The 24,375-nt window shown below is 59.1% G+C and carries 1 protein-coding gene (only partly in view); it reads right to left on the reverse strand.

Features of this window, described 5'->3' with window-relative positions; translation table 11 throughout:
- Positions 1-24,347, reverse strand: partial view of an InlB B-repeat-containing protein gene (locus OZX67_RS06675; RefSeq protein WP_277141916.1) — the 5' portion only. 13,996 nt of this gene lie to the left of the window's left edge; 24,347 of the gene's 38,343 nt are visible here — the first part of the coding sequence; the start codon lies at positions 24,345-24,347; its stop codon lies off the left edge, out of view.
- Between the last annotated feature and the right edge of the window lie 28 nt (positions 24,348-24,375).

The following is a 24,375-nucleotide window of genomic DNA, read 5'->3' on the forward strand; positions in this document are numbered from 1 at the left end:
TGCGCATGCACCGTGGTAGCCGCGGTAATCGTCTCAGCGTCGAAATCGAACTTGGTGGAACCGTCAGCGGCCTTGAACCAGCCAGCGAACGAATAACCCGTCTTGGTCGGATCGGCGGCAGGACGCTTGGCCTTCTGGCCGGACGTAATTTCCTGCGGCGCGATCGAGGAACCGCCATGGGTATTGAAGCTCACACGGAACTTGCCCTCGGGAACCGAGCTCGAAGCATCCTTCCAGTGCGCGTAGACCGTAGTGGCAGCCGTGAATGCAGTATCCGTGGTGACCTTGTTACCATTCTCGGCATCCGTGTACCAGCCGTCGAACACCTTGCCGTCAGGCACGCCGCTCGGGCCGTTCGGGACGACCGGCAGCTTGCCGTTGACAGTCGCCATCGCAGCCGGAGCGCCGGAGCCACCGTTGGCATCGAAGGTAATCGAGTACTCGCCAGGGGCGGGCGTCTCGTTCTTGATCCAGTGCGCGTAGACCGTGGTCGGCGCGGTGATGGTCGTGGTGCCGAAGCCGAACCGGGAGCCGCCGGACTTGGCATCATACCAGCCAGCGAACGTGTAGCCTTCACGGGTCGGATCGTTGGCGGGCTTGTCAACCGTCTTGCCGGTATCAACTGTTGTCGGGTCGACAGACGAACCGCCCTGCGTATCGAACGTCACCTTGTACTGCTGGACCCAATGGGCGAAGACATCCGTGTCACCGGTGATCGGGGTGTTGGCGAAGTCGAACTTCGTGCTGCCCTCGGCCGTGGTGTACCAATCGTCGAAGCGGTATCCGTCCTTGGTCGGCTTGTCCGTCGGCCTGGAAGCGTGCTCCTTATAGTTGACATGCTGCTGCTTGACAGTGGAGCCGCCGTCCGTCTTGAAGTTGACATCGTACTTCTTGGCCGTCCACTTGGCCTTCACCGTGATGTTGTGGGACACCGTTTCGGTGAAGTCGTAGTCGGAGCCGTCAACCTGCCAGCCGGCGAAGTCGTAGTGGGTACGCGTCGGATCCTTCGTGGGCTTGGTGGCCTTCGCGCCGTCCAAGACGGTCTGCGAAGCCTCACTATTGGAACCGTCGCCTGCGAGCGCCGGATCCTCACTGTCGCCGTTCAGGTCGAAGGAGACCGTGAATTCCTGCGTCCAGTGGGCGAAGAACTCGACGTCGTCGGTGACCGTGTACGGGAACGTGACCTTGGTGCCGCCGGTTTCGGAGGTGTGCCAGCCATCGAAGTGGTAGCCGGCCGCACTTGGAGGCGTGGGCTCGTCGACGGTCTTGTTGTACTTGACCGTCTTCGAGTCGGTGCTGGTGTGCTGCGCGTTGTCGGTGAACTTCACCGTATAGGACTTGGCGTTCCAGTGCGCGTAGACCGTGGTGGGCTTCGTGATCGCGGTGGTGGCGAAGTTGAACTTCGCGGCACCCTGATCGGCGGAGACATACCAGTCGTCGAAGTCGTAGTGGTCGCGGGTCGGGTCGGCGGTCGGACGCTTGGCGAACTTGCCGGTCACTACCGACTGCGGTTCGACGTGCGAACCACCCTCACCGGTTTCGAAGGTGACCTGATAAGTCACGGCGGCCTTCCAGCCGGCCTTCAGGGTCATGCCGGCGCTGACGGTGTCGTCGTTGAAGTTCCAGGCAGTCGTGCTGGGCTTCGGCGCGCCGTTGTCATCAAGATCGCTCGGTTTGTACCAACCCTGGAAGTCGAAGTTCTCCTTCGACGGATTGCCGGGATCATCAAGCTTCGCGCCCTTGTCGACGGTGCGGTCCGTGACCTTGCTCGGGTCGGCAGCCGTGCCGCCGTTCACGTCGAACTTCACCGTAAACTGCTGCACCCAGTGGCCATAAGCCGTGGTTTCGCCGGTAATGGACGTACCGCCCTCGCCAAACTTGAACTTGTTGGCATCAGTGTTTTCAGTCTGGTCGTCGGTCTTGAACCAACCGAGGAAGCGGTAGCCGGTACGGGTCGGTGCCTCGGGCTCGGTGGGAACCGTGCCCTTGTACTTGATGCTCTGGTCGGTCGGGTTGTCCGAAGCATTGCCGGTGGCCGCGTTGAAGTGCACCGTGTAGGACCTGGCGTCCCAGCCGGCGTAGAGCGTGGTGTCCTTGTTGATATCGGAGTTGAAGTCGAACGGGGTCTGGCCTTCCTTGACCGTGCCGTCGGCGTTCAGCGCGCTCTGGTTTGCATACCAGTTGTTGAACGTGTAATGGGTACGAGTCGGGGCTTCGGGCTTGGATGCGATCTTGCCGCCGGCCAACACCGTCTCGTCATCGATGGAGGCAGGCGTGACAGGCGAATCGCTGGAGCCGTTCAAAACGTATTTCACCGTGAACTTCTGACTCCACTGTGCGTAGAGCGTCTTGTCGCCGTTCACCGTGTATGGCCATGTAACCGCGTTGCCGCCGCTCTGGGACTCGGACCAGCCAGTGAACTTGTAGCCCTCGCGCGTCGGGTCTTGAGGCTTGTCAATCGTCTTGCCGGTGTCAACGGTCTTGGCCTGGGTCGTGGGATCGAGGGTGCCGCCGTTGCCGTCGAAGGAGACGGTGTACTGCTGCACCCAGTGGCCATAAATCGTGGTCTCGCCGGTGATGGGCGTGCCATTCTCGCCGAACTTGAACTTGTTGTCCTCACTGTTGTCGTTCTGGTTGTTTGTCTTGAACCAGCCGAGGAACCTGTGGCTTGCATACGTCGGAGCGTCAGGAGCGGAAGGAACCGTGCCCTTGTACTTGATGCTCTTGCTGGCCGGGTTGTCGGTGGGGTCGCCGGTGCCGGCGTCGTACTGCACCGTGAAGGACTTGGCGTTCCAGCCGGCCGTCAGGGTGATGGCATCGGTGACCTGGGTCGGCGAAGAAACACCGTTGAACTTCCAGGCCCTCTTGTCGGGCTTCGGCGAACCGTCGGCGTTGAGGTCGGCGGGATTGAACCAGCCGGCGAACGTATAGTGCGGGTCACGGGTCGGGTCGCCGGGGTCGTCGAGCGTCGAGCCGGTGTCGACCGTGCGGTCTTCCACCTTGCTCGTGTCGGCTGCCGTGGCGGGATCCTCACTGGAGCCGTTGAGATCGAACTTCACCTTGTACTGCTTTACCCAGTGCGCCTTCAACGTGATGTTGGAACCGATCTGGGTGTTGAAGTCGAAGGCCGTCTTGCCGGGAAGCACAGCGCCGGATTCATCGAGATCGCCGGCCATGTACCAAGCGTCGAAGCGGTAGCCGCTCTTGGAGGGATCGGCGGGCTTCTGGCTTTCCTGGATGGCGGTGTCGTCATCGACGGTGGCCGTCGTGGACTCGTCACCATTGGCCGGATCGAAGGTCACGGTGTGCGTGGCGTCGTTGTAGCGGGCCACCAGATCGGTGTCCTCGGTGATCGGCGTGTTGAAGTCGAAGGCCGTCTTGCCGGGCTTCGGCACTCCGTTGCCGTCGAGGTCATTCTTCAGGTACCAGCCCTTGAAGACCTTGTTGGCAGGAGCCGTCGGATTGCCGGGATCATTGGCCTTCTCGCCGTTGAACACGGTTTGGTCTTTAATCGGGTCAGCCGCGGAGCTCTTCGGATCGAAGGTCACCTTGAAGGTGTCATCGACCCAGTGCGCCCACAGATCCACGTTGCTGCTGACAGCAGTGTTGAAGTTGAACTTCGTGCTGCCTTCGGCGGTCGTGTACCAGCCGGCGAACTTCTTGTGATGCGGAACCGTGGTCGGAGCGGGAGGCTCGGAGACCCTGCCGTCGGAACCGATGGGCAGCTCGTAGTCGGGGTCATCGTTGTTCGGATGGACCGTGGCCGTGTAGACCTGAACGGTCCAATGGGCGTAGGCGGTGGTGCTGGAGTTGACGGAATCGTCGAAGTCGAACTTCGCCGCATTATCGTCAGCCGAGACATACCAACCCTCGAAGTGGTAACCGACGCGGCTCGGCGTGGCAGTCGGCTTGCTGGCCTTGTCGCCCTTGTCGAACGTCTGGCCCTTGAAGGCATCTGGGTTGCCGCCGTCGTTGCCGCCGTTCAAGTTGAAGTCCACGGTGACCTGCTCCACCCAGCCGGCGGTGAGCGTCATGGTGCCCGTCACCTTGTCGGAGTCGGAATCAGTGCCGAACTTCCAGGCGGTGGCGTTCGGCTTCGGAGAACCGTCAGAGTTGAGGTCGCTCAGCTTGTACCAGCCCGCGAAGCGGTAACCGGACCTGCTCGGCTCATCGGGTGCAGTAGGAATCGTCTTCTGGTACGCGATGTCCTCGCTGTCCGGATTGTCGGCCGGGTTGCCGGTGGCGGCATTGAAGGAGACCGTGTACTTATGGCGGGTCCATACGGCCTTGAGCGTGACGTCAGTGATCACCTGGTCGGGATCGGCCTGGCCGCTGAACTTCCAAGGGTTGCTGTTCGCGACAGGCGCATCGTCGTTGTCGAGGTCGGTGGTGCGATACCATCCGCCGAAGTCGTAGCCGTTGCGCACCGGGTCGCCCGGGTTGTCCAGCGTCGAGTTGACGTCGGCGAAGGCGTCCTTGACCTTGTTGCTATCGGCAGCGGCGCCGCCGTTCAGGTCGTACTTGACTGAGTAGTGGCGCACCCAGTGGGCGAAGAACTCGACGTTCTCGGTGGGCGCATACGGGAAGCTGACCTTGGCGCCGCCGCTGGCCGCGGTGTACCAGCCATCGAAGCGATAGCCGTCGCGTACCGGCGTATCAGGCTCGGTGGCGCTGCCCGGATAGGTCACATCCTTGGTCGGGGTGGTGGTGCCGCCTTCGGTGTCGGTGAAGTTGACGCGGTAGACATCGGCCTTCCAGCCTGCATAGAACGTGGTGTTGGCATTGACCGGGGTGTCGAAGTCGAACGGATCCTTGCCGTTCTTCGGCACGCCGTCGTCGCCGAGGTCGTCCTTGGCGAACCAGCCTGCAAAGGTGTAGTTATCGCGCTTGACCGAGTCGTCGGCAGGCTTGCTGGCCTTGCTGCCCTTGTCGATCGTCTGGGAGGCGAGCTGAGGTTCCTTGCCTATCACCACGCTGCCCTTGCCTGCGTCGAAGCCGACGGTGACGATGGACTTCCAGTGGGCGTAAACCGTCTTGTTTTCCTTCACGGGAGCGGTGAAGTCATACTTGTTGGCTTCGCTGTTGTTGTTCTGGTCGTCGTTCTTGAACCAGCCGAGGAAGTGGCTGTTGGGCTTGGTCGGGTCGTCAACGTTCGGCGTGGGCTGGCCGTAGTCGACGCTCTTGTCTTCGATTTGCGTGGCACCGCCTTCACCGGTGACGTACTTGATCTTGAAGCTCTTGATCTTCCAGTGCGCGAACACATTGGTGTTGTTGTCGATCGTGGTGTGCTCGAAGTCGAACGGATCGGAGCCATCGGCGGACGAGACGAACCAGCCAAGGAACTCATAACCTTCCTTCTCGGGATTGTTCTGAGGCTTGGTGGCATGGCCGCCGGCGGGAACCTTCTGCACAGGAATCTCGCTGCCGCCGTCGGTCTTGAATGTCACGTCGCGCAGCACGGTCCACCTGGCCGTCAACGTCAGGTCGGCGCCGATCTTCGTGCTGAAGTCGAACGAGGTCAAGGCGTCGGGAGCGAACCAGCCGTCGAAGTGATAGTTGTCCCTCGTGGCGGCAGGTATCTGCGAATTCTTGATGGCCTTGTTGTCGTCGACATCGACCGTCGTCGGATCGTGGGTGCCGTCGTTGAAGTCGAACGTCACATGGTGTTGGGCGTCGTTCCAGCGAGCCTTCAGGACCGTGTCCTGCATGATGTGCGTGTTGAAGTCGAAGGCCGTCTTGCCAGGCTTCGGCTGACCGTTTTCATCCAGGTCGTCCTTGAGGTACCAACCTCTGAACACCTTGCCTTCGGGCACGGTGGACGGAGTGCCGGGATTATCCATGGCGGTGTCGTCAAGCACGTCATGGTCACTCGGGTCCTCGCCGTTGTTGGGGTCGAGCGTCACCTTGTGGTTGTTGTCGGTCCAGTGGGCCCAGACTTCGGTGTTGGCGAAGACGGTGGTGGACTCGTCGAAGGTGACTTGTGTGCCGCCATCGGCTGCAGTGAACCAGCCCACGAACTTCTTGTGCGCAGGCGTGGTGGCCGGAGCTGTAGGCAAAGAAGCCAGCTTGCCGTCGGAACCGGCGGAGATGGTCGTATCGGGATCACCGTTCTGGTTGTGCAGGGTCAGCGTGTACTTCTGCTCGTTCCAATGCGCCCAGACGTGTGTTTCGGCGGTGACGGGCTGGCCGAACGGGAAGGCGTCGGAATTGGTATCGGCGGTGAGGAACCAGCCGGCGAACGTATAACCGTCTCTGACCGGTTCGACCAAAGGCCTGGAAAGTGGCGCATTGTCATCGAGCACCTGGTCATCGAAGAGGTGCGGCTGGTCTGCAGGCGCACTCCCCCCTTGCAGCTCGAAGATGACCTTGTGGGTCTTGGCCCACTTGGCGTAATACGTGGTGTCCTTGAGAATCGGTCCGGTCTGGGTGGCGGAATCCGGGAAGACCTCGTTGCCCTTGCCGTTGCCGTCTTCGTTCTTGTCGGTGAACCAGCCGACGAACCTGAAGCCCTCGCGGGTGGGATCGCTCGGCTTAGTGGCCTTGTCGGCGTCATAGACATGCTCGGTGTGCACCGAAGGCGAACCGTCCTCGGCGAACTTGCCGGCACCGGCGTCGAACTTGACGTTCCAAAGCTCGCCGGTGAACGGCTGGGGCTCGGTGTAATTGGACTGGTTGCTGTCGGCATCGGCGGCGAAGGCGCGAACCCTGCCGTTGTGTGCGTCCTCCGGCAGCTCGACCGACCACTTGCCGTTCTCGTCGGCGGTCACCGGCGTGGATTCGTTGGAGGAGTCGATGTTGTCGAAGCTGGTGCCGGAAACGCCATCGGTCCAGTCGAACTGGACGGTAACCTTGGCGCCGGGATCGGCCGTGCCCTTGACTTCACGGTTGCCCAGCTTGTCGGGGGTTGACGTGATGGCAACGGCAGGCGGGACCATATCGACATGGACCTTCTGCCAGTTGGACGAAGTGGCCGGGGAAACCCTGCCTCCGCCGTTGGTGAGACGACCCATGAAGTAGTAGTCGCCGGGAACGGTGAACTTGCTGGCGGGGATATCGCAGGTCCAGGTCTGCGTGCCGGCGGCACCCAACGTCTGGGTGCATTCGCTGACCTCGCTGCCCTCGCTGGGCACACCGGGGGCACCGAATGTGGTGAAACCTCTGGTGAGGCCACGAACCGGCGAAGAAGCCAACGGGATGTCGGGGCCGGAGGCACGAGTGAGACCTTGAGGCGCGCTTGCCTTCGGCTCTTGAAGGCTCAACGCCTGGCCTTGGCTCTGCGTATCCGCAGCCATGTAGACCTTGAGTGTCGCGCCGTCGATGTTCGTCGTCGCGACACCGTGGACGGTGACCTTGGCGTTTTCGGCAAGTGCACCATGGTTGGCGATGGTGGTGTGCGGCACTCCGTTGTTGGAGGCCGTGATATCCATGTTCGGAGCCTTGTTGACGATATCGACATACACGCCGACGGAATCGATGAGGGCGGAGCCCATATGCTGGCGGGCATAGTAGATACGTCTGCCGAGGCCGTCGATGGTGTCGGTACGGGTGTGGCCCGTGCCCTCAGGGGCGCTCTCGAGCTTGGCGGACCCGTCGTCGGTGACCGTCCAGGTGCCGGCCTTGTCGCCGGAAGTGGCGACGGTGTCGGAACCGATCTTGACGAGCTTGACGCTCGGGCTGGCCGCGGTTGCGGTCGGGTCGAAGGTGCCGGAGGTCGGGTCGGCCGCATAGAGGTCGACGGCCTTGCCAGGCATGCCGGTGCCGGAAACGTCGAACTTCCACTTGTCGATCTGGTGGGCCGTCAGTTCGGTGGCGGAGGCGGAGACAGGGGTCGTGATGACCGGCTTGCTGCTCTGCGTGGTGACCATGACGCCGCCGGAATACTTGGAATCACGCGTATCGGGCAGCTTCTGGCGCACATAGTAGACGCCTTGGCCCTGCCCGTTGACATGGGCACCGAAGTCGTTGTCGGTGAAGCTCCAGGTGTGGGCGACGGCATTGGTCGTCACCGGGTTGGTCTCGGAGCTTGCCTGCACCAGGTTGATGCTTTCGCCGGGCACACTGGCCCCAATGGTCTGGTTCGCGGGGTCGGCGGCATAGACCGTGACCGTGGAACCGGGCAGGTAGGTACCCTCGAGATCGAGGCTGCCGCCCGAAACCTGAGCGTTCTGCAACGGCTTGGTGATGGACGGGGTTACGCCCTTGATCGTGACGTTCGTGGCAGCGGAGAACTGATAGTCGTTGCCCGAAGCCCGCTTCTGCTGCGCATAGTAGATACGTTGGCCGTCGGCAAGACGGGTGGTGGGTTTGTTGCCCTGATCGGTGACCCTCCAGTTGCCGTCGGCGTCGACAGTGGCGCTGCCGACCTTGATGAGGCTGCCGTCGCCGAGTTTGTCGGCGCCGGAAACAGTGCCGTCGAAGCCGGCCTTGGCCGGGTCGGCCGCGTAGAGGTTGAGTTCGAGGTGGGGCACGCCGCGACCGGTGACGTCGAACTTCCAGTCATCGCTTTGTGTACCGGAGGTAGGCGAAGTGATGGTAGGAATGGCGCCCTCGAAGCGGGTAGAGATGGCGGAGGAATACTTCTTCGCCTCATTGCCCTGCTGAGTCTGCTGGACGAAGTACCAACGAGTGCCGTCTGCACGGGTGCCGGAGTCAAGGGTGGATATCTCATCGGTGAACGTCCACTTGCCATTGCCATCGACGATGATCGGGTCCTTGCCTGCGCTCACCTCGTGAGCGGTCTTGGTGACGCCGTTGTCGGCGTTGTTGACGCTGCTGGCAGGATTGGTGTCGGCATCGAATTTCTTGTCGGGATCGGCCGTCTCGAAGACCTTGATGGTGGAGTTGGTATAGCCGGTGCCGCTCAGCGTGATGTTGCCGAACGCCACGGTGGAGCCGGAGACCGGGGCGGTGATGACCGGGGTGGTATTGCCTACCGAGTAGGTCTTGCCCTTAGACCAGGTATGGTCGATTTCAGGACCGGTGTGGTCGCCTGCGGTGAGGCTCTGACGCACATAGTAGATACGCAGGTTGTCGGAGCTGGTGGCGACGCCCGAAGCATCGGAATCGGAAGCGGTCCAGGTGCCGTCATTGCCTACGACGATATTGGCACCGACCTTAATCTTGTCGACGCCTTCGGTCTCTGCCGGCTTGTTCGGGTCGAAAATGCCGGATGGCTTGGCGGCCCAGAGTTCCAGATGCATGCCAGGCACGCCGTGTCCGGAAAGACGGGCGGTGCCGTCACTTTCGCCCTTGTCGGCTCTGTCGATGGTCGGAGTGACGTAATACACGCCGAGCTGCTTGCCGACCGAGAACGGCGACTGCACATAGTTGTCTGCAGTATACGGAGGAGTGGTAGGTGCGTCAGCCTTGAGCTTCGGGCTGGTCTGCTGCGCATAGTAGATACGTGCGCCACTGCCGAGTTCGGTGTCTTTCTTGGAGCCGTCGTCGGTGACCTGCCAACGGCCGTCGTCGCCGACAAGACCGGTGCCGATCTTCTTCTTCGTGGCCTGCGAGCCGGGGGTGACCCAGCTGAATTGAGGAGCCGTCGGATCGGCCGCATAAAGCGTGACGGTGGATGACGGAACGCCGGTGCCACCGATAACCTGCTGCCAATCGGAGCCCATGGCCGTCGGGGTATCGATGACCGGGGTGATGCCGTTGATGGTGGTTCCCACGCCCTTGGTGAAGATCGAGAGCCCCTGGTTCTCCCCTATGCCCTTGGCCGGGGTGCTCTGCTGGGCAAAGTAGACGCGCTTACCGTCGGTGAGCCTGGTGTCGCCGGTGTGGCCGTCATCGGAGATGCGCCAGGAGTGAGTCTGGTCGGGGGCACCCGGATCGGTGTTCTCGCCGACCTTGGCGGTGCCCACTTTGATGAGCTTGTTGGCCATCGGGGTCGGGTCGGCTCCGGCTTCGATCCAGTTGTCGGGATCGGCAGCATAGAGCGTCAGTGTCTGTCCGACCAAGCCAGTACCGGAAATATAGACGGACCAGCCGTTCTTCTTGGTGCCGGGAGCCGGGACTGCGGGCGTCACGGAATCGATGGTCGGGGTCGACCATTTGAAGTGGACCTGCAATGCAGACGAATACCGTGACTTGTTCTTATCAGTTGTGCTCTGGCTCACCCAATACCAACGGGTGCCGTCGGAACGGGTGCCATTGTCGTGGGCGTCATCGCTGAAGGTCCAGATGCCGTCATCGCCGACGACGACATTGCCCTTGGAGATGTCGTTGCAGGTGACGCTCGGACGATTGTTCGGGTCGGTGTTGCCATCAAGGATATGGTTGATGTCCGCCATCTCGCAGATTTGAACCTTTGCGCCGGGCACACCCGTACCGTTGAGCTGCACCTTCCATTCATCGAGGCCGGTGTTTTCGGCACCGGGGCTGGTAATCGCCGGGGTCGAGCCGGGCAACGTGTACCACGCAGCATCGGAATAGCGCGACTGCGAGGGATTGGTGATCGTGGAGCCGGGCATCTTCTGGGTGGCATAGTAGATGCGCATGCCGTCCTTGAGCCTGGTGTCGCGATGGGTGAGTGTGGTGTCGCCGTTATCCTCATCGACATAGCTCCAGGAGCCGGTGCTGTCGGCGACGACATCGCCAAGGGTGATGAGATCGTAGTTGTGGTCTCCGTTGGGGCTTACAGTCGGGTCGAACGTGGTGGAGTCAGGGTCAACCGCATAGATGGTGACTGTTTGGTTGGCGATCGCCTTGCCGGTGAGCGGCACCTTCCAGCCGCCCTTGTTTTCGGGGCCGTTGTAGAAGTGGTTGGGGCCATCCGAGCCGGGGCCGGTGATGGTGGGGATGACGTTGTTGACGTTCATCTTCACACCTGCGGAGTACCTGGAGTTCTTGCCGGCCTCCGTCACCCTCGGCAGGGTCTGCTGGGCATAGTAAATACGATGGCCGGTGCCATTGGCATCGCCGGAATCGGTGTCGGGCGAGGTGCCCGGATCCATCACGCTCCACGTGCCATCGGACGAGACGTCGACGGCCACGGAGTTGAGCTTGTGCTTGACGATGCCGCTGGCCGCATCATTGGCGTCAACGGTCTCGTTGAACGTGCCGTTCTTCGGATCGGCGTACCAAAGCGTCACCTGCTGGCCGGGCACACCCGTACCGGTGATGGTTTGGGCCCATTCGCCTGCGCCGCCGCCGGGAGTCGGGTTGATGGTCGGGGTGATGTTGCTGAACGTCGAGGAAACAGCATGGGTGAAGCTGGAAACCTTGCCGCCGGGCAACGTCTGGCGCACATAGTACCAACGTACGCCGTCGTCACGGGTGGAGCCGTCGCCAACGGAGTCGTCCGCGGGGTCGGTCCAGCTCCAGGAGCCGGTGTTGTCAACCGTCACGCCGGACTTGACCTTCACAGCCGGCGGAACGGTGTCGGGCTGGGAGTTCGGATCGGTGTTGCGGTCGAAGGCCTTGTTTTTGTCAGGGGTCTCGAAAATGTCGATCGTGGCGTTGGCCACGCCCTTGCCGGAAACCTTCACGCCCCATTCCTTTTGGCTGGAATTGTTGGGGGTGGTGATGATCGGCACGACGGTGTTGACCGTGCCCCATGCGGAAGCCGAGAAGTCGGCCTTGGTGTAATCCGGGTTCTCCGCGGTGCCGCCGGGCACGCCGGCCCCGTTGGGTAGGGTCTGCTGGGCATAGTAGATACGACGTCCGTCGGAACTGGTGTCGGCGACGTCATCGCCATTGTCGGTGATTGCCCAGACGCCGGAAGCAGACACGGTCATCGTGTAATCGGAGTTGCCGCCGTCTTCGGGGGTCGGGTTGATCGGGAGCAGCTTGACCTTGGAGTTGAAGGCGTCCGCCGTCGGATCGAAGGTATCGCCCTTCGGGTCGGCCGCGTAGAGCCGAATCTTGGAGCCGGGCACGCCGTGGCCGCTGACGATGTTCTTCCAGTCGATGGCACTGCCACCGGTCGGGGTGTCGATCTGCGGGCGGGTATAGCTGAGCCGTGCGCCCTTAGCGTCCGAGTACGGCAGATCGGTGCCGTTCGGGTCGCCCGGATTATTGGTCTGGTCGTTCGGATCACCAGGATCTGGGGCCGTCTGGCGCACATAGTAGATACGAGCACCATCGGAAAGACGGGTATAGTTGGTCGGCTTGTCGGCAGGCGGGTTATAAAGGCCGCCGTCATCGGAGATGACCCATGTGCCGTCTTCGCCCACAGTGACCGGGTTGCCGATCTTGATGAGCTTCACGGTGGTCTGGGTCAGCGGGTCATACTGCACGCCGTATGTACCGGTGGGATCGGCGACGTAGAGCTGCACCTTCATTCCAGGTACACCACGTCCGTTGAGCGTCGTATCCCACTTGTTGATCTGGCCGGTCCACCACTTGCCGTTGTCCTTGGGGTCGCTGGTGGGCGCCCAATGGTTGAAGTCGTTGGGTGTATATGCGGTAGGCCTGTCGATGACGGGAGCGGAGAGACGGAACTTCGTGCGGATGGCCTTGGAGAAGGTCGACTTGTCACCGTTGGGCAGCAACTGCCGCACGAAATACCAGCGAGCGCCGTCGGAACGGGTGTGGCCCTTCTGATCAGCATCGTCGGATGCACTCCAAGTGCCTGCGCCGCCGGTCACCTTATTGCCGGAGCTGACAAGCGTCGCCTTGAGCTTCTTGAAGTCGTTTTCGCTCAGCTGGCTCGGCTCGTTGTTCTGATCGAGGATGTGTTCGGGGTCGGCGGTCTCATAGACGTCGACCGTTGCATCCGCGATGCCGGTGCCGGTCAGGTTGATATGCATCCCATCGAGCAGGCCGCTGCCCGCATCGACCGCGTTGTTGGTCGGTGAGGTGATCGCAGGAACCATGCTGGAGATGTTGAGGCTCAGGCCGTTCGATATCTTTGAAATCTGCTGGTCCTCTTCAGCCACATCTTCCTTGTTGGGCAGGGTCTGCTGGACATAGTAGACACGACGACCACCCGTAGAGTATTCCTTGGTGAGCCCAGGAATGGTGCCGGGGTCGACCGCAGCCCAATTGCCGTTGGCATCGATTGGGATGCCAGAACGAATCAAGCTCAGATGCACGCCGTTGGACGCCACGTTGGCGTCGATGTCGGAACCGAAGTTGTCGGAATCCTTCTGCGCTCCATAGAGGGAGATGGTCTGGCCGGGAACGCCACGCCCTGCAACGGACTTGGTCCATGAAACGTCGGAAGTGCCATCGGCCGGTGATGTGAAGGAAGGCACAGCATCGTTGATCAGGAGGTACGAGCTCTTGGAATACTGGGATTTCACGCCGTCCTTGAAGGTCTGCTGGACGTAGTAGATACGCTTGCCCTGGGTGTAGAGCTTGCCGGCGGCGGTCTTGCCTGTGGAGAGCAGGGTGTCCTTCTCCTTGCCGGAGTCGGAAACCGTCCAACGGCCGCCGTCGTCTACGGCAGCGGAGCCGAGATCGATCAGATCGTTGGTCGTTGCATAGGAATCGCCGCTCATCGTCTCGCTGAAGTTGGCGGCCTTCGGATCCACGGCGTAAAGGTGCACCGTGGCTCCGGGCACGCCGGAACCGGAGATGTTCTGGGCCCAGCCGTTAACGGCCGAACTGCTGGCCGGGGTGTCGATAGCTGGAACCATGGAATCCATGAACACGGGGACACCGGGAGAGTAATTGTCTGCCGGAGGATTGGGCACTTCAGACGGGTCGCTGGGCAGGGTCTGGTGGGCATAGTAGATGCGCTTACCGTCTGCCAGACGCGTGATGTCGCTGATTGAGCCGTCGTCGGTGGCGTTCCAGTTGCCACCAGCGTCCACACGGGCGGTGGCGATGGTCTTCAGCACTACGCCTGAACCGGTGCCAGCGGCGATGGACTCGTCGAATTTGTGCGTGGTATCGGTGTTGCTGGTAGGGATATGGGCCGCATAAACCGTAACCAGCTGACCTGGTACGCCCTTGCCGGCCAGGTCCAAGCTCCACTTGGAGCTGTGGAAGCCAGCAGTCGGCTTGGTGATGGTCGGGTTCGTGTCCGCGAAGCGGATGGAGGCGGGCTTGGAGAAGCGCGAGGTGTTGACGCTGCTGCTGGAGCCCTGGATCTCCTGACGCACGAAGTAGCGACGGGTGCCGTCCATACGGGTGCGCTGGTCGAGCGCGGGATCGCGCCAAGACCACTGACCCGTGACGGAATCGACGTCGACCGTGTGCATCAGCTTGCTCTTGGTATGGTCGTTCGCCTCGACCTCGTCCCACTCGCCGTTGGGGTCGGTCTTGTTGGGGTTGAAATTGCCATCGGCATTCTCGAAAAGCTTGTCTTTATCGGCAGTCTCATAGATATACATCTTCGCGCCGGGCACGCCGACGCCGGAGAGATTCACACCCCAGTGGGCGACGTTGTCGACGGAAGCGTTGACGGTCGGCACGGCGGAATTGACACCGAGCTTGATGCCCTTGGAATAGCCAGAGTTGCCTCCGATGGGCAGGGTCTGACGCACGAAGTAGACACGGGTGCCGTCGAGCATCTTGGTGTCGTTCTTGTCACCTTGGTCGAGCAAGGTCCAGTTGCCGCCAGCATCATGGGAATCGATGGTGGCGCTTGCAACCTCGATCAGATCGAGTTTGGTCGGATCGACAGTGGTGTCGAACGGATTGTTGTTCGGCTGGACTGCGTACAACGTCACCGTTTGACCGGGGAGACCAGTACCGGTGAGTTGCTGCTTCCAGGCGTCCTGGAAGGTGCCGTCGACAGGGGTGAGGATCGTCGGGGTGATCTGGGTGAAGTGAGTGGAACGAATCTGCGAATACCACGATGTGTTGTCGTTGGCTGGCAGCGTCTGCTCCACCCAGTAGGTACGGTTGCCGTCCTTGATACGTGTGGAACCGGCAACCGAGCCGGTGACGCTATTGGTGACAGCCGGATCGACGAACGACCAGCGGCCGGCCGCATTCACGAGGATGTTTTCGGCAAGCTTGGTGCCTTCGATCTTTACACCGCCTGTGCCGCCGTCCTTGGTGGGATCCCAAGGATTCCTATCGGCCGCGCTGGTGGCGTTGGTGAACTTGCCGTCGTCGTCGCCGGACTCCCAGACGGTGACCTTCTGACCGGGCATGCCGGTGCCGCCGAGCTGGATGCTCCAGGCGGCGGAGCCGAGATGCGCGTCGTCAGGCGTGTCGATGGTCGGCATCACGTTGTTGACGATGAAGTTCTGGCTATCGGAATACTGCGAGAACTTGTTTTCGTTCGGCAGGGTCTGGCGGGCGTAATAGACGCGCGTGCCGTCGGCCTTGAAGGTGTCCTTCAAGGTGCCGGTGTCGTCAAGGGTCCACTTGCCTTCGGCAGGCGTGCCCTTGGCGCCAATGGTCGCCGAGCCCACCGTGATAAGACTCTTGTCTTTGCCGTAGTTGGCGGTGTCGGAGGCAGGGTACGGGTCGGGGGCGCAATTGGCCTTGTCGCCGTTCTCCACCTTGGCGGGGTTACAGGCATAGACGGTCACCGTCTCGCCGGGGACGCCGGTACCGGTGATGGTCTGGGCCCAACCGCTGCGCTGGTCGTTGGTTTGTGGGTTGATCGTCGGCTTGATGTTGCTGTAGCGAACCGCACGAGCCGCAGAATACTGCGCAATCTGACCGTCAGGCAGCTTCGCGCCGACATAGTACCAGCGGGTGCCATCAGGACGTGTGCGCTTATCAGAAGAATTGTCGGTGAAGGTCCAGTGGCCGTAAGTGGCCGGTTTGCTCGGGTCGTCGCCGACCTTGACTTCCACTTCCCTCAGTTCATCCTTATTAGTTACCGGGTTGTGAACCTTTTCGCGGTTGACAGGAACGCCCTTCGCTTCATCGGGGAGGTTGAACATATTCGGGTTCGGGTTCGTGTCGTACGTGCCCTTATGGGTATTGGTGTCCTCTTCATCGGCGGTCTCGTAGATGGTGATCTTAGAACCGGGGATGCCGTCGCCCTTAAGCTGCGAGCCCCACGGCACGCTGGTCGCGTTGGGATCGGGAGAGGTGATGGTAGGTATCGCACGATCGATAGTCGTTTCAGAAGGACCGGAGAAGCCGGACGTGGTGCCGTCGGGCCAGGTCTCCTGAACGTAATACATACGCTTGCCATTGGTAGCCGTGTCATAGTAGGAATCACCGGCCTGGTGGCTATAGGTCACCCTGTCAACGGTGTTCTTGCTACCGTCGGCATTCGGGTCGCCAGCGGCTATGGTTGTGCCACTGCCCGAGGCGTCGCCCTTGGTGGTGTCGACGTCGCCATTGGCCTTGTACTTGCCATCGTCGTCAATCTTCCAAGAGCCGAACCAGTTGGAATCGTAAGGCCACCCGGTTTTCGGGGTTTCGCTACGGGTCACATCGGACTCGCCCACTTTGATGAGGCGGATGCCATTGGCTTCGGCCTCGGCAGCGTTGTGGAACGTGGCTTTAGGATTCGTAGCTGAGAATCCAGGATCCGTGGCGGAGTCGACCTTAAAGGCGGGGCTCTTCGGGTCGGCGGCATACAGCGTTACCTTCTGCCCCCAGGTGCCTTCGCCCTGAATCGTCTGCTTGTAATTATTGGCCCACGCATTGGTTCCAAGGGAAGTAATGGTCGGAATCGACTTGTTGAAACGGCCATCGCTCTGTACATCCGAGAATTCAGAGTACCGCGGTTGTGGATCGTCATGGCTGTCCTTGACCTTGGGCAGCACTTCACGCACGAAGTAGTATCGCGCACCGTCGGACTGGCGCGTGCGCCCGTCCTTGGCCTTGTCCCAGAACTGCTTGCCCGCATAAGCTCCACCAGCAGCGTAATCAACGACCTTGATGTCATCATCGTCGGTGGTGCCCACCGTCATCTTCTGGGCACCTAGCTTCTCCTTGCAGCCACCTTCAGAAGTGTCAGCCATACAGGTTCTGATATTGAAGTTCGGGGTATCGATAACATGGTTATTATCCGGGGTCTCGTAAAGCTCAATGCCAATCTTGGTGTTCGCAGTGTCCATCGACGAACGGAAGCCGATGACGTTGCCCCATGGGCCTTGCACACGACTATCCCAAGTAGTGTCTGGAACAGGACGGACGTAGGCGAAGTCGACATGATTTTCCGTAATCGTGGACTGGTCATTGTTCGGGTACTGCTGACGCACGAAGTACATACGTCGACCGTTCAGATCACTGATCTTGTAGGTGCCGTCGTGGTCGCCTGGATCAACCATGCTCCATGTGCCGGTGTCGGAAACGGCGACGGTACCGATCTTATGAGCATGATTGATGCTATCGGTGATCTTCGCCTCACTGCTGGCGTCAAAGACGCGGCCGCTGCCGTCAGTCTTGTCCGTCGGCAACTCTACATAAAGCGTAAGTTGGGAACCAGGAACACCATTGCCACTCAGGGTACGTTCCCAAGGACGGTTGTAGGTTCCGTCATCAACCCAAGTGATACTCGGAGCCCAGTAATTGTAGTCGAACCATTGTCCTCCGGAGAAGTTGGAATGCACGCCATTGGGAAGCGTCTGACGGGCAAAGTACCAACGCGTACCCTCACTCATGCAGGTACGATGAGATCCCATTCCGGTATCATCGAATTCCCAGGTACCGTCGGTCTTGACGGTTACCGAGCCAATCATATTGGCGTCCAACTTGGCCTTCGCTTCGGCATCGATGGCGGCATCGTCAATATCTCCGGCTTCGTTTTTCTTCTGCGCATCGGCAAAGGAGTTCGGGTTGCTGGGATTGTTGTTCGCATCGTCAGGCGTCTCGTAAATGAACACCTTGGCTCCGGCCACACCTGTACCGGTCACCTTGTATGTCCAGGCTGTCGTCTTCATACCACCAGTAGGTGACGTGATGACAGGATCCATGCTGCTGACGCGGGTCATACGACCAGTGGAGTAGTCGGTGACACGGCCGTCGGGCAAGGTCTCCTTGACGTAGAGCACGCGCTTCATCGTCTTCTTGTCGACTTCGTGCTGAACGTCATCGGAAACAGCCGTCCACTTGCAGTATGTCGATGCGTCGGTGGGATCGCTGCCCACCGTTACCGGATTACCGATGGTAAGCAGGTGAACCGCGGGGTCCGCAGCCTGCAGGTCGGGACCACCCTGATTGCCTTGAAGGAACTTGTATTGAGGATTGGCTGCGTAGAGCTGAATCGTGGAGCCAGGAGCACCGGAACCGGTGATCGTCTGGGCCCATTGGTTAACGGCCTGATTTTCAGCAGGAGTGTCGATGGTAGGCTTAACGCCGTTGATTCGGATCCAATATGGATTCGAATATCCAGTAGTCTGAGCATCATGCGTCTCATTGGTGGCACCCGGCATGGTCTGCGTGATGTAGTAAATGCGCTTGCCGTCGTTCGTGGTGTTGTACTGCTTGCTGCTTCCATCCTGGTAGACTCCGGGGTCATCTATTGACCAACGGTGCGTGCCGGGATCCACCGTCGCAGTACCGACCGTGTGCAAGCAAACTCTGGGGTCGATGGCCGAAGTGTTGGTATCGGCCAGGCAATTGGAATCAGCACGCGCCGTGTAAAGCGTGATGGTGGCTCCGCCCATGCCGGTGCCGCCTATGGTCTGCTGCCAGCCCGTAAGCGCGGAACCTTGAGCAGGGGTATCGATGGTGGGAGTATACCCAGCCACCGTCACCATGATGTTTCTGGTGTAGTCCGAAACGCTGCCATCAGGACGGGTCTGCGTCACGTAGTAGAAACGACGGCCATTGCGCAACACCGTGTTGTTATGGGAACCATCATCCTTGAAGGTCCACGCTCCATTGGTACCCACAGTGGCCGTACCGATGTTATGCAGCGTCACACGATGTTCATTCCATGCCATGCCATCCTTGACCCTACCGGTGGGCTCCGCAGTGTACACATTAATGGTGGCCCCGTTGATGCCGGTGCCGCCGAAGGTGTAGTCCCAGGTCTGCGTGGTCTGGCCGCTGGGTGTGGTGATGGCAGGTTCCATGTTGTCTATGCTCTGCCACTCCACCTTGGAGAGGAAGGACGGCCTTCCATCCTGCAGCTTTTGCTGGGCATAGTAGTAGCGCTGGCCCTTGTATTGGCCACTGCTTGGGGTGTGGTTGCCCGCAGTAAGGCCGTCGTCGGTGACGGACCATTTGCCGTCTTGACCGACGGTAACTGTACCAATCAAGATGCCCCTCACGCCTTCATCGTTGGCATCCATGCTGATGGTGTGGTCGGGGTCTTCCTGATAGAGCTTCAGCTCCACGCCGGGAATGCCCGTGCCGGAAATCGTCTTGGTCCAGTTGATGTCGTGCGTGCCGTTGGCCGGTGCCGTAATCGCAGGAGTCAGGCCGCTGACAAAGAGCGCAAAGCCCTTGGTGTAATCGGTTATCGTACCGTCACTGATATTGGGCTTGTCAGGCAACGTCTCGCGAGCATAATACACACGCTTGCCGGATTTGGCCGTATTGTTATGCGTGCCTGGGTCGGTAACGGTCCAGTTGCCGTTTCCGTCCACGGTGGATCCGCCCACCAACTGAAGGTGTACTCCATCAGCAGTGGCATCAAGGGTCTCATCGGCCTTATGATCGCTGAGTACATCTGCAGTGTACAGGGCTACATAACCTCCAGGCACACCCTTACCGCCAATGACTTTGGACCAATCGAGGGTTGCTGTATTCGGGGCAGGAGAGGTGATGCTCGCATTCATATCGTTGATGGTGTAATAAGACGCTGCAGAGTAATGAGAGGTGGTTTCATCTGGCAATGTTTGCTGGACGAAATACACTCGCATGCCGTCAGAGATTCGCGTATCCGCATTCAAGCCCGTATCGACTATCGTCCAAGTGCTGTCCTGGCCTACCACACCTTTACCGATTTTAATCAGCTGCACGCCTGGATCACTCGGTGTCATAGCAGTATTGAACGCGTGAGCAGGATCAAGAGCCGAAAGCGTCACCGTCTGGCCCGGAATACCACGCCCCTTAATGGTATGCTGCCAACCATTGACTTTCATACCATTGGTCAAAGGAACGTAATTAGTCTGCCCTTCAGTGGCGAGCATATTCGTAATCGTAGGCACAAAATCATTGAACTTGGTATGCATCGCCTTGGAATACGGCGACTTGTCGTGGACGTTATCATGCTTGATGCTGGTGAATTCATGCCGAGCGAAATACCAACGCGTGCCATCGGACGCACGGGTGTTTCCGCCTTCGTTGCCATCATCCGTATAGGTAGGGTCCTGCGTCTCTTCGTCTAACTGCCATTTGCCGTCAGGGGCAACTTGCGCACTGCCAACCCAAGAGGCATAGTTATCGTCAAGATCGTCATCTTCATTGGTGAGTGTGTTCGGATCCGTATATTTGGTCGGGTCGGTTTCACCCTCTGGGGCAATCTTGTGGCTGGCATCCGAAGATTCATAGACGTTCACCGTCTGTCCGGGTACACCCTTGCCTTCCAAATGCACGGTATCGGACGGGCCCCAAGGATAATTCGTGCCATCAGCAGTGGTGATAGTGGGAATGTACGTGTCAGGAATAATGGAACTCATCAATGAGTAACCAGAACGGGAATTGGCGTGGCGCGCTTCGGTATCCACCCAGCCATTAGGATAAGTCTGGCGAACCCAGTACCAACGCTGACCATCCTGATAACGAAGCTTGCCGGTTTTGTCAGTAAAACTCCATGCGCCAGTGGTGCCGGCACTCGCCGGGTCACCTGTGACTTGCGCGGTACCGACGACTTCGGTATGGAAGGTGGGTCCGCCACGTGTCATAGCAGACTTTGCGCCGAACAGTGATTTGGCCTTCGTCTTTACACCGTCGAAGAAGCCAGCCTTCTGCTGCTTGGTCGCCTTTCGAGCAGCCTGTTTTTGGTTAGAGTTCCCCCAGGAAACGGCTGTATCGTCTGCGGCAAGTGGAGCAGACTTGCCTAGCGGAGCTGCAGAACGGCTCGCAAGCTTCTGGCTCTCTACAGACGGCTCAGAGCTTTCTTCCTCAGCTGGTCCCTTATTGCCTTCATCTTCGCCTTCGGGGTCTACACCTTCAACATTCCACATATTGTTGAGATCGCTCTTGTTGGGGTCACGTCCGGCATTATTGATGAGCTGATCGGTGTCATCGGTGCCGTCGCTATCGCTGTCACTCGACCGCTCATCAGTTGTACGCAAAATGGTGATTGTCGATCCCGGAACGCCTTTACCGGCTAACGGGGTATCATAAGTGTTGATTTTTGCACCGTTAACAGGGGTATCAATAGTAGGCACCGCATCAGTTACATGCACGGTAATCGGAGCGGAATAGACCCACTTCTTGCCGTTGTGTTCTACACGAACAATATAACGACGTGTGCCATCACGACGGGTGGTAAATTGCGAGTTCGCACCATTGTCATGGAAGGTATAGGTAGCGTCGGAACCTGTTGTCGTAGTCGTAGCTGAGCGATAGGCCTTACAACCTTCTTTACCCTTGATACCCGAGGTCTTCGGTGTACCATCGGCATTCACCGGCATCTCGCCATCAGATTGATTGTCATCATCGTCGTTGCAGGCCTCAATGATCTTTTCAGGGTCAGTTTCTGAACCTGCGGCTCCCCAAGGATGCTTCGGATCTTCGGCCCACAGCTCCCAATTGCCCGCTTGAGGGCTTGGCCCAGTAACCGTTGTGTTATACACAACATTCGATTTGGCAGAAGGCGTGCTATCAACAGGCGAGGTAATGGTCGGCTTGTCAAGCGTACGATCCTGATCATAAAACACGGAAGCGGCCAACCAACCTTTGCTGGGATCACCAGCCGTCGTCGACTCGGTGACAGGATCACTAGCACGGCCAGTGACCGGCCAAGTGACCAACTTGAAGTAGCCATCCAACCCCTGATCGGCCATAGCCTTGCCAAAGTCGATGGAGCCATCTGCGTTTTGTGCCGAGCCAGGCATTATTCCATCGTTGCTCCAAGAATACGAATTAAAATTCCCATGGAGCCACCACCTACCATTTTCGAAGTAATGGTTAGCGGTTTCCATCAATGGCAAAGTCGTATTGGACACCCAAATACCATTGACCCCATTGAATAACGGTAGCAATTGCGGCTTCGGAGATAATGATTTTACAGGAACCCATTGCCCGTTCTTTAAACCGAACCATTGCGAATAAGCCCCTTTGAGTGTACTCCCACTCGCAGCAGGTACCCAGCCATAGCTGAAGGAGGCTTGCGAAGCAATACCAGGCTTTCTTGCACCTGAAGACCACGTGTTATTAGTATAGAAATACCCATTTTGCGTACAGTCGCCTGAAGCTTGATAACATCCATCGAGCTGCCAAACATTCGCTCCACCGCTTCTAGGCGCTGTACCACCAGTTACCCCTAGGCCTAAGCCGAGACTTTCCTGATTCGGTGCAAGATTTAATTGGTATCCTAACACGGTTTTCATGCATTGCCCGCCATATCCATTTATGCAACCGTGATAGCCTATCTCTGTAAATGGCTTATTCAACATCTCCGTTTTTTTCTGATCAAGATATGGATTAATCTCACCAGACTGATGGGTCATAACAGGCCCATTCTGTGTGTTAAAGTACACATTGACTGGATTGCCTTCACCTATATCCCCAACTTGGTCGGGATGGCTGGACTTGATAGTGTCACCATTTAACGTTGCTGCAGGAACCGGCGCATCAGTAGGATCCGAGGGATCCCCATCTTGCGTACCAGCAAAAAGCCCATTGTCAGAAGGAGCGGTCAAATTGTCGCCCACACCTGTATATGCAAGCACTTCGTTGGAAATCCGCGTACCACCCTCATCGTTGTTCGCCGTGACATCGGTCAACGCAGCAGTGTTGGCGTCAGCAGCAGCAATCGTGTATTTCAAGCTGACATAGATATCGGAAAGCGAGGGATCATCCGGATCGTCGATAGTTTTCTGAATGGTCCAGCCGTTCTTGGCATTGGCATAGTTCATTGAGCCTGTCTGCTCGGAACCAGCTCCATTCGGAATCAAACTCACATACGGCAAAGACCACCAAGGGGTAGCCGTGACGTGGGTTTGCACCAGGAATCTCAGCTTAAGACCTACCGTCGGCTTTTGTGAAAGGTCCTGTGCAGTAACTCCGTCTTTTGGCATCGTCATAATGAAGTCATAGCTGAAGTACGCGGTCTGGCCTTTTCCGCCCTCAAGCCTGTTGGAATAGCCAAGCATCTGCTTCAACGCCGGAGCACTGCTGGATTGCGCCGAAGGCTTCTTCCCAGGCTTCACGGATTTAGTGGACTTAGCCGGCTTCTTCGCGGTTTTCACTGCCGCGGCCGCCTTATCGGTCTGAGGAGCCGTCTTGCCGTCCATCGGCAACTGCGTGACCTTGCCATCCTTGTCGACCATGATCTTCGACATCTGCGAGTTCTGGCCGTTGGCGTTCTTCTGCGCCTGCTCCTGCTGCTGCTTCATCTGTTTACGCGCGGCATCGGCCTGCGCCTGCACCTTGTCCGGCCCGCCGTTCTGCTCCACCTCGGTGGCCGAGGCCATGCCGGGCAACGCCATCGACGCGGCGGCCACAATGCACACCAGATTGCCGAAAAGACCCAATCTGCGGGCATACTTCGAGTGCGAATCGGACTTCGAGCCTCGGCCGAACCACCCCATCACCGTGGCGCCGACGCGCCCGAACCAGCCAGGTGCCGCCTTTCCCAGACGTGCCATACCCGACTGCGAACCCGACGCACCCGAGGCATGCGCGAAGCCCTTATCGATGTTGTTCATATCCGTGGCGTTCATGATCCTGTCACCTTCACTGCTGTTTAAATCCGAAACGACTTGGTACAAAGAATGATTCGTTCCGTTTTGCGATACTGGTTGTGGTTCCAGCTTTTGTTCCGATTCCGCTTTGGGGATCTTCGTTCTCTTTCGCTGCTTCGTTGCAGCTGCTTTCGTGAACGCGTTTTCGGCATCGTCGCCGATAAGGCCAGCATCGACATCTGGCGTGGTGATAGTTTCCTGGTTCGTTTTGGTAATCTCGGCTGCAATTGCCGGAGGGCCCAAAATCATGGCGTAAAGACGGTCTCCGAGACCCTTCTTCTGCACGTCACCGTCGGCGGCCTTTGCCCCGCGCACGCGGTTCCTCAACTTGATCGACTCCACGTCATCGCCGTCTTTGTCGGCGAGATTACACCAATATGCGAGCATGTGGCGCTTGGACTTGCGCACGCGCCTGGGTGAGCCGGGCTGAGCCGACTGCGCAGACTGCTCTGCAGAAGTCTTATGGAAGAAAGCCGCGAGCCTATATGCCAAGCTTGGTTTCGGCGCGGCCTCAGACTTATTTTCATAGGAGAAGTCATCAGTGGCAGATTGGTCACCGTTCAGGGACTTCATCGATTCAGGCATAGAGGCAGCGTTGCCTCGGTTCTGGTCAAGATTGCCTTCGCCACCCACTTCCTGTTTGTCGCGCGATACACCATCGACGCCAGACATGGGCTGCCTCCCAATAATCTTCTTCACC

It is taken from the genome of Bifidobacterium sp. ESL0728, from assembly GCF_029392015.1.
Lineage (GTDB): Bacteria > Actinomycetota > Actinomycetes > Actinomycetales > Bifidobacteriaceae > Bifidobacterium.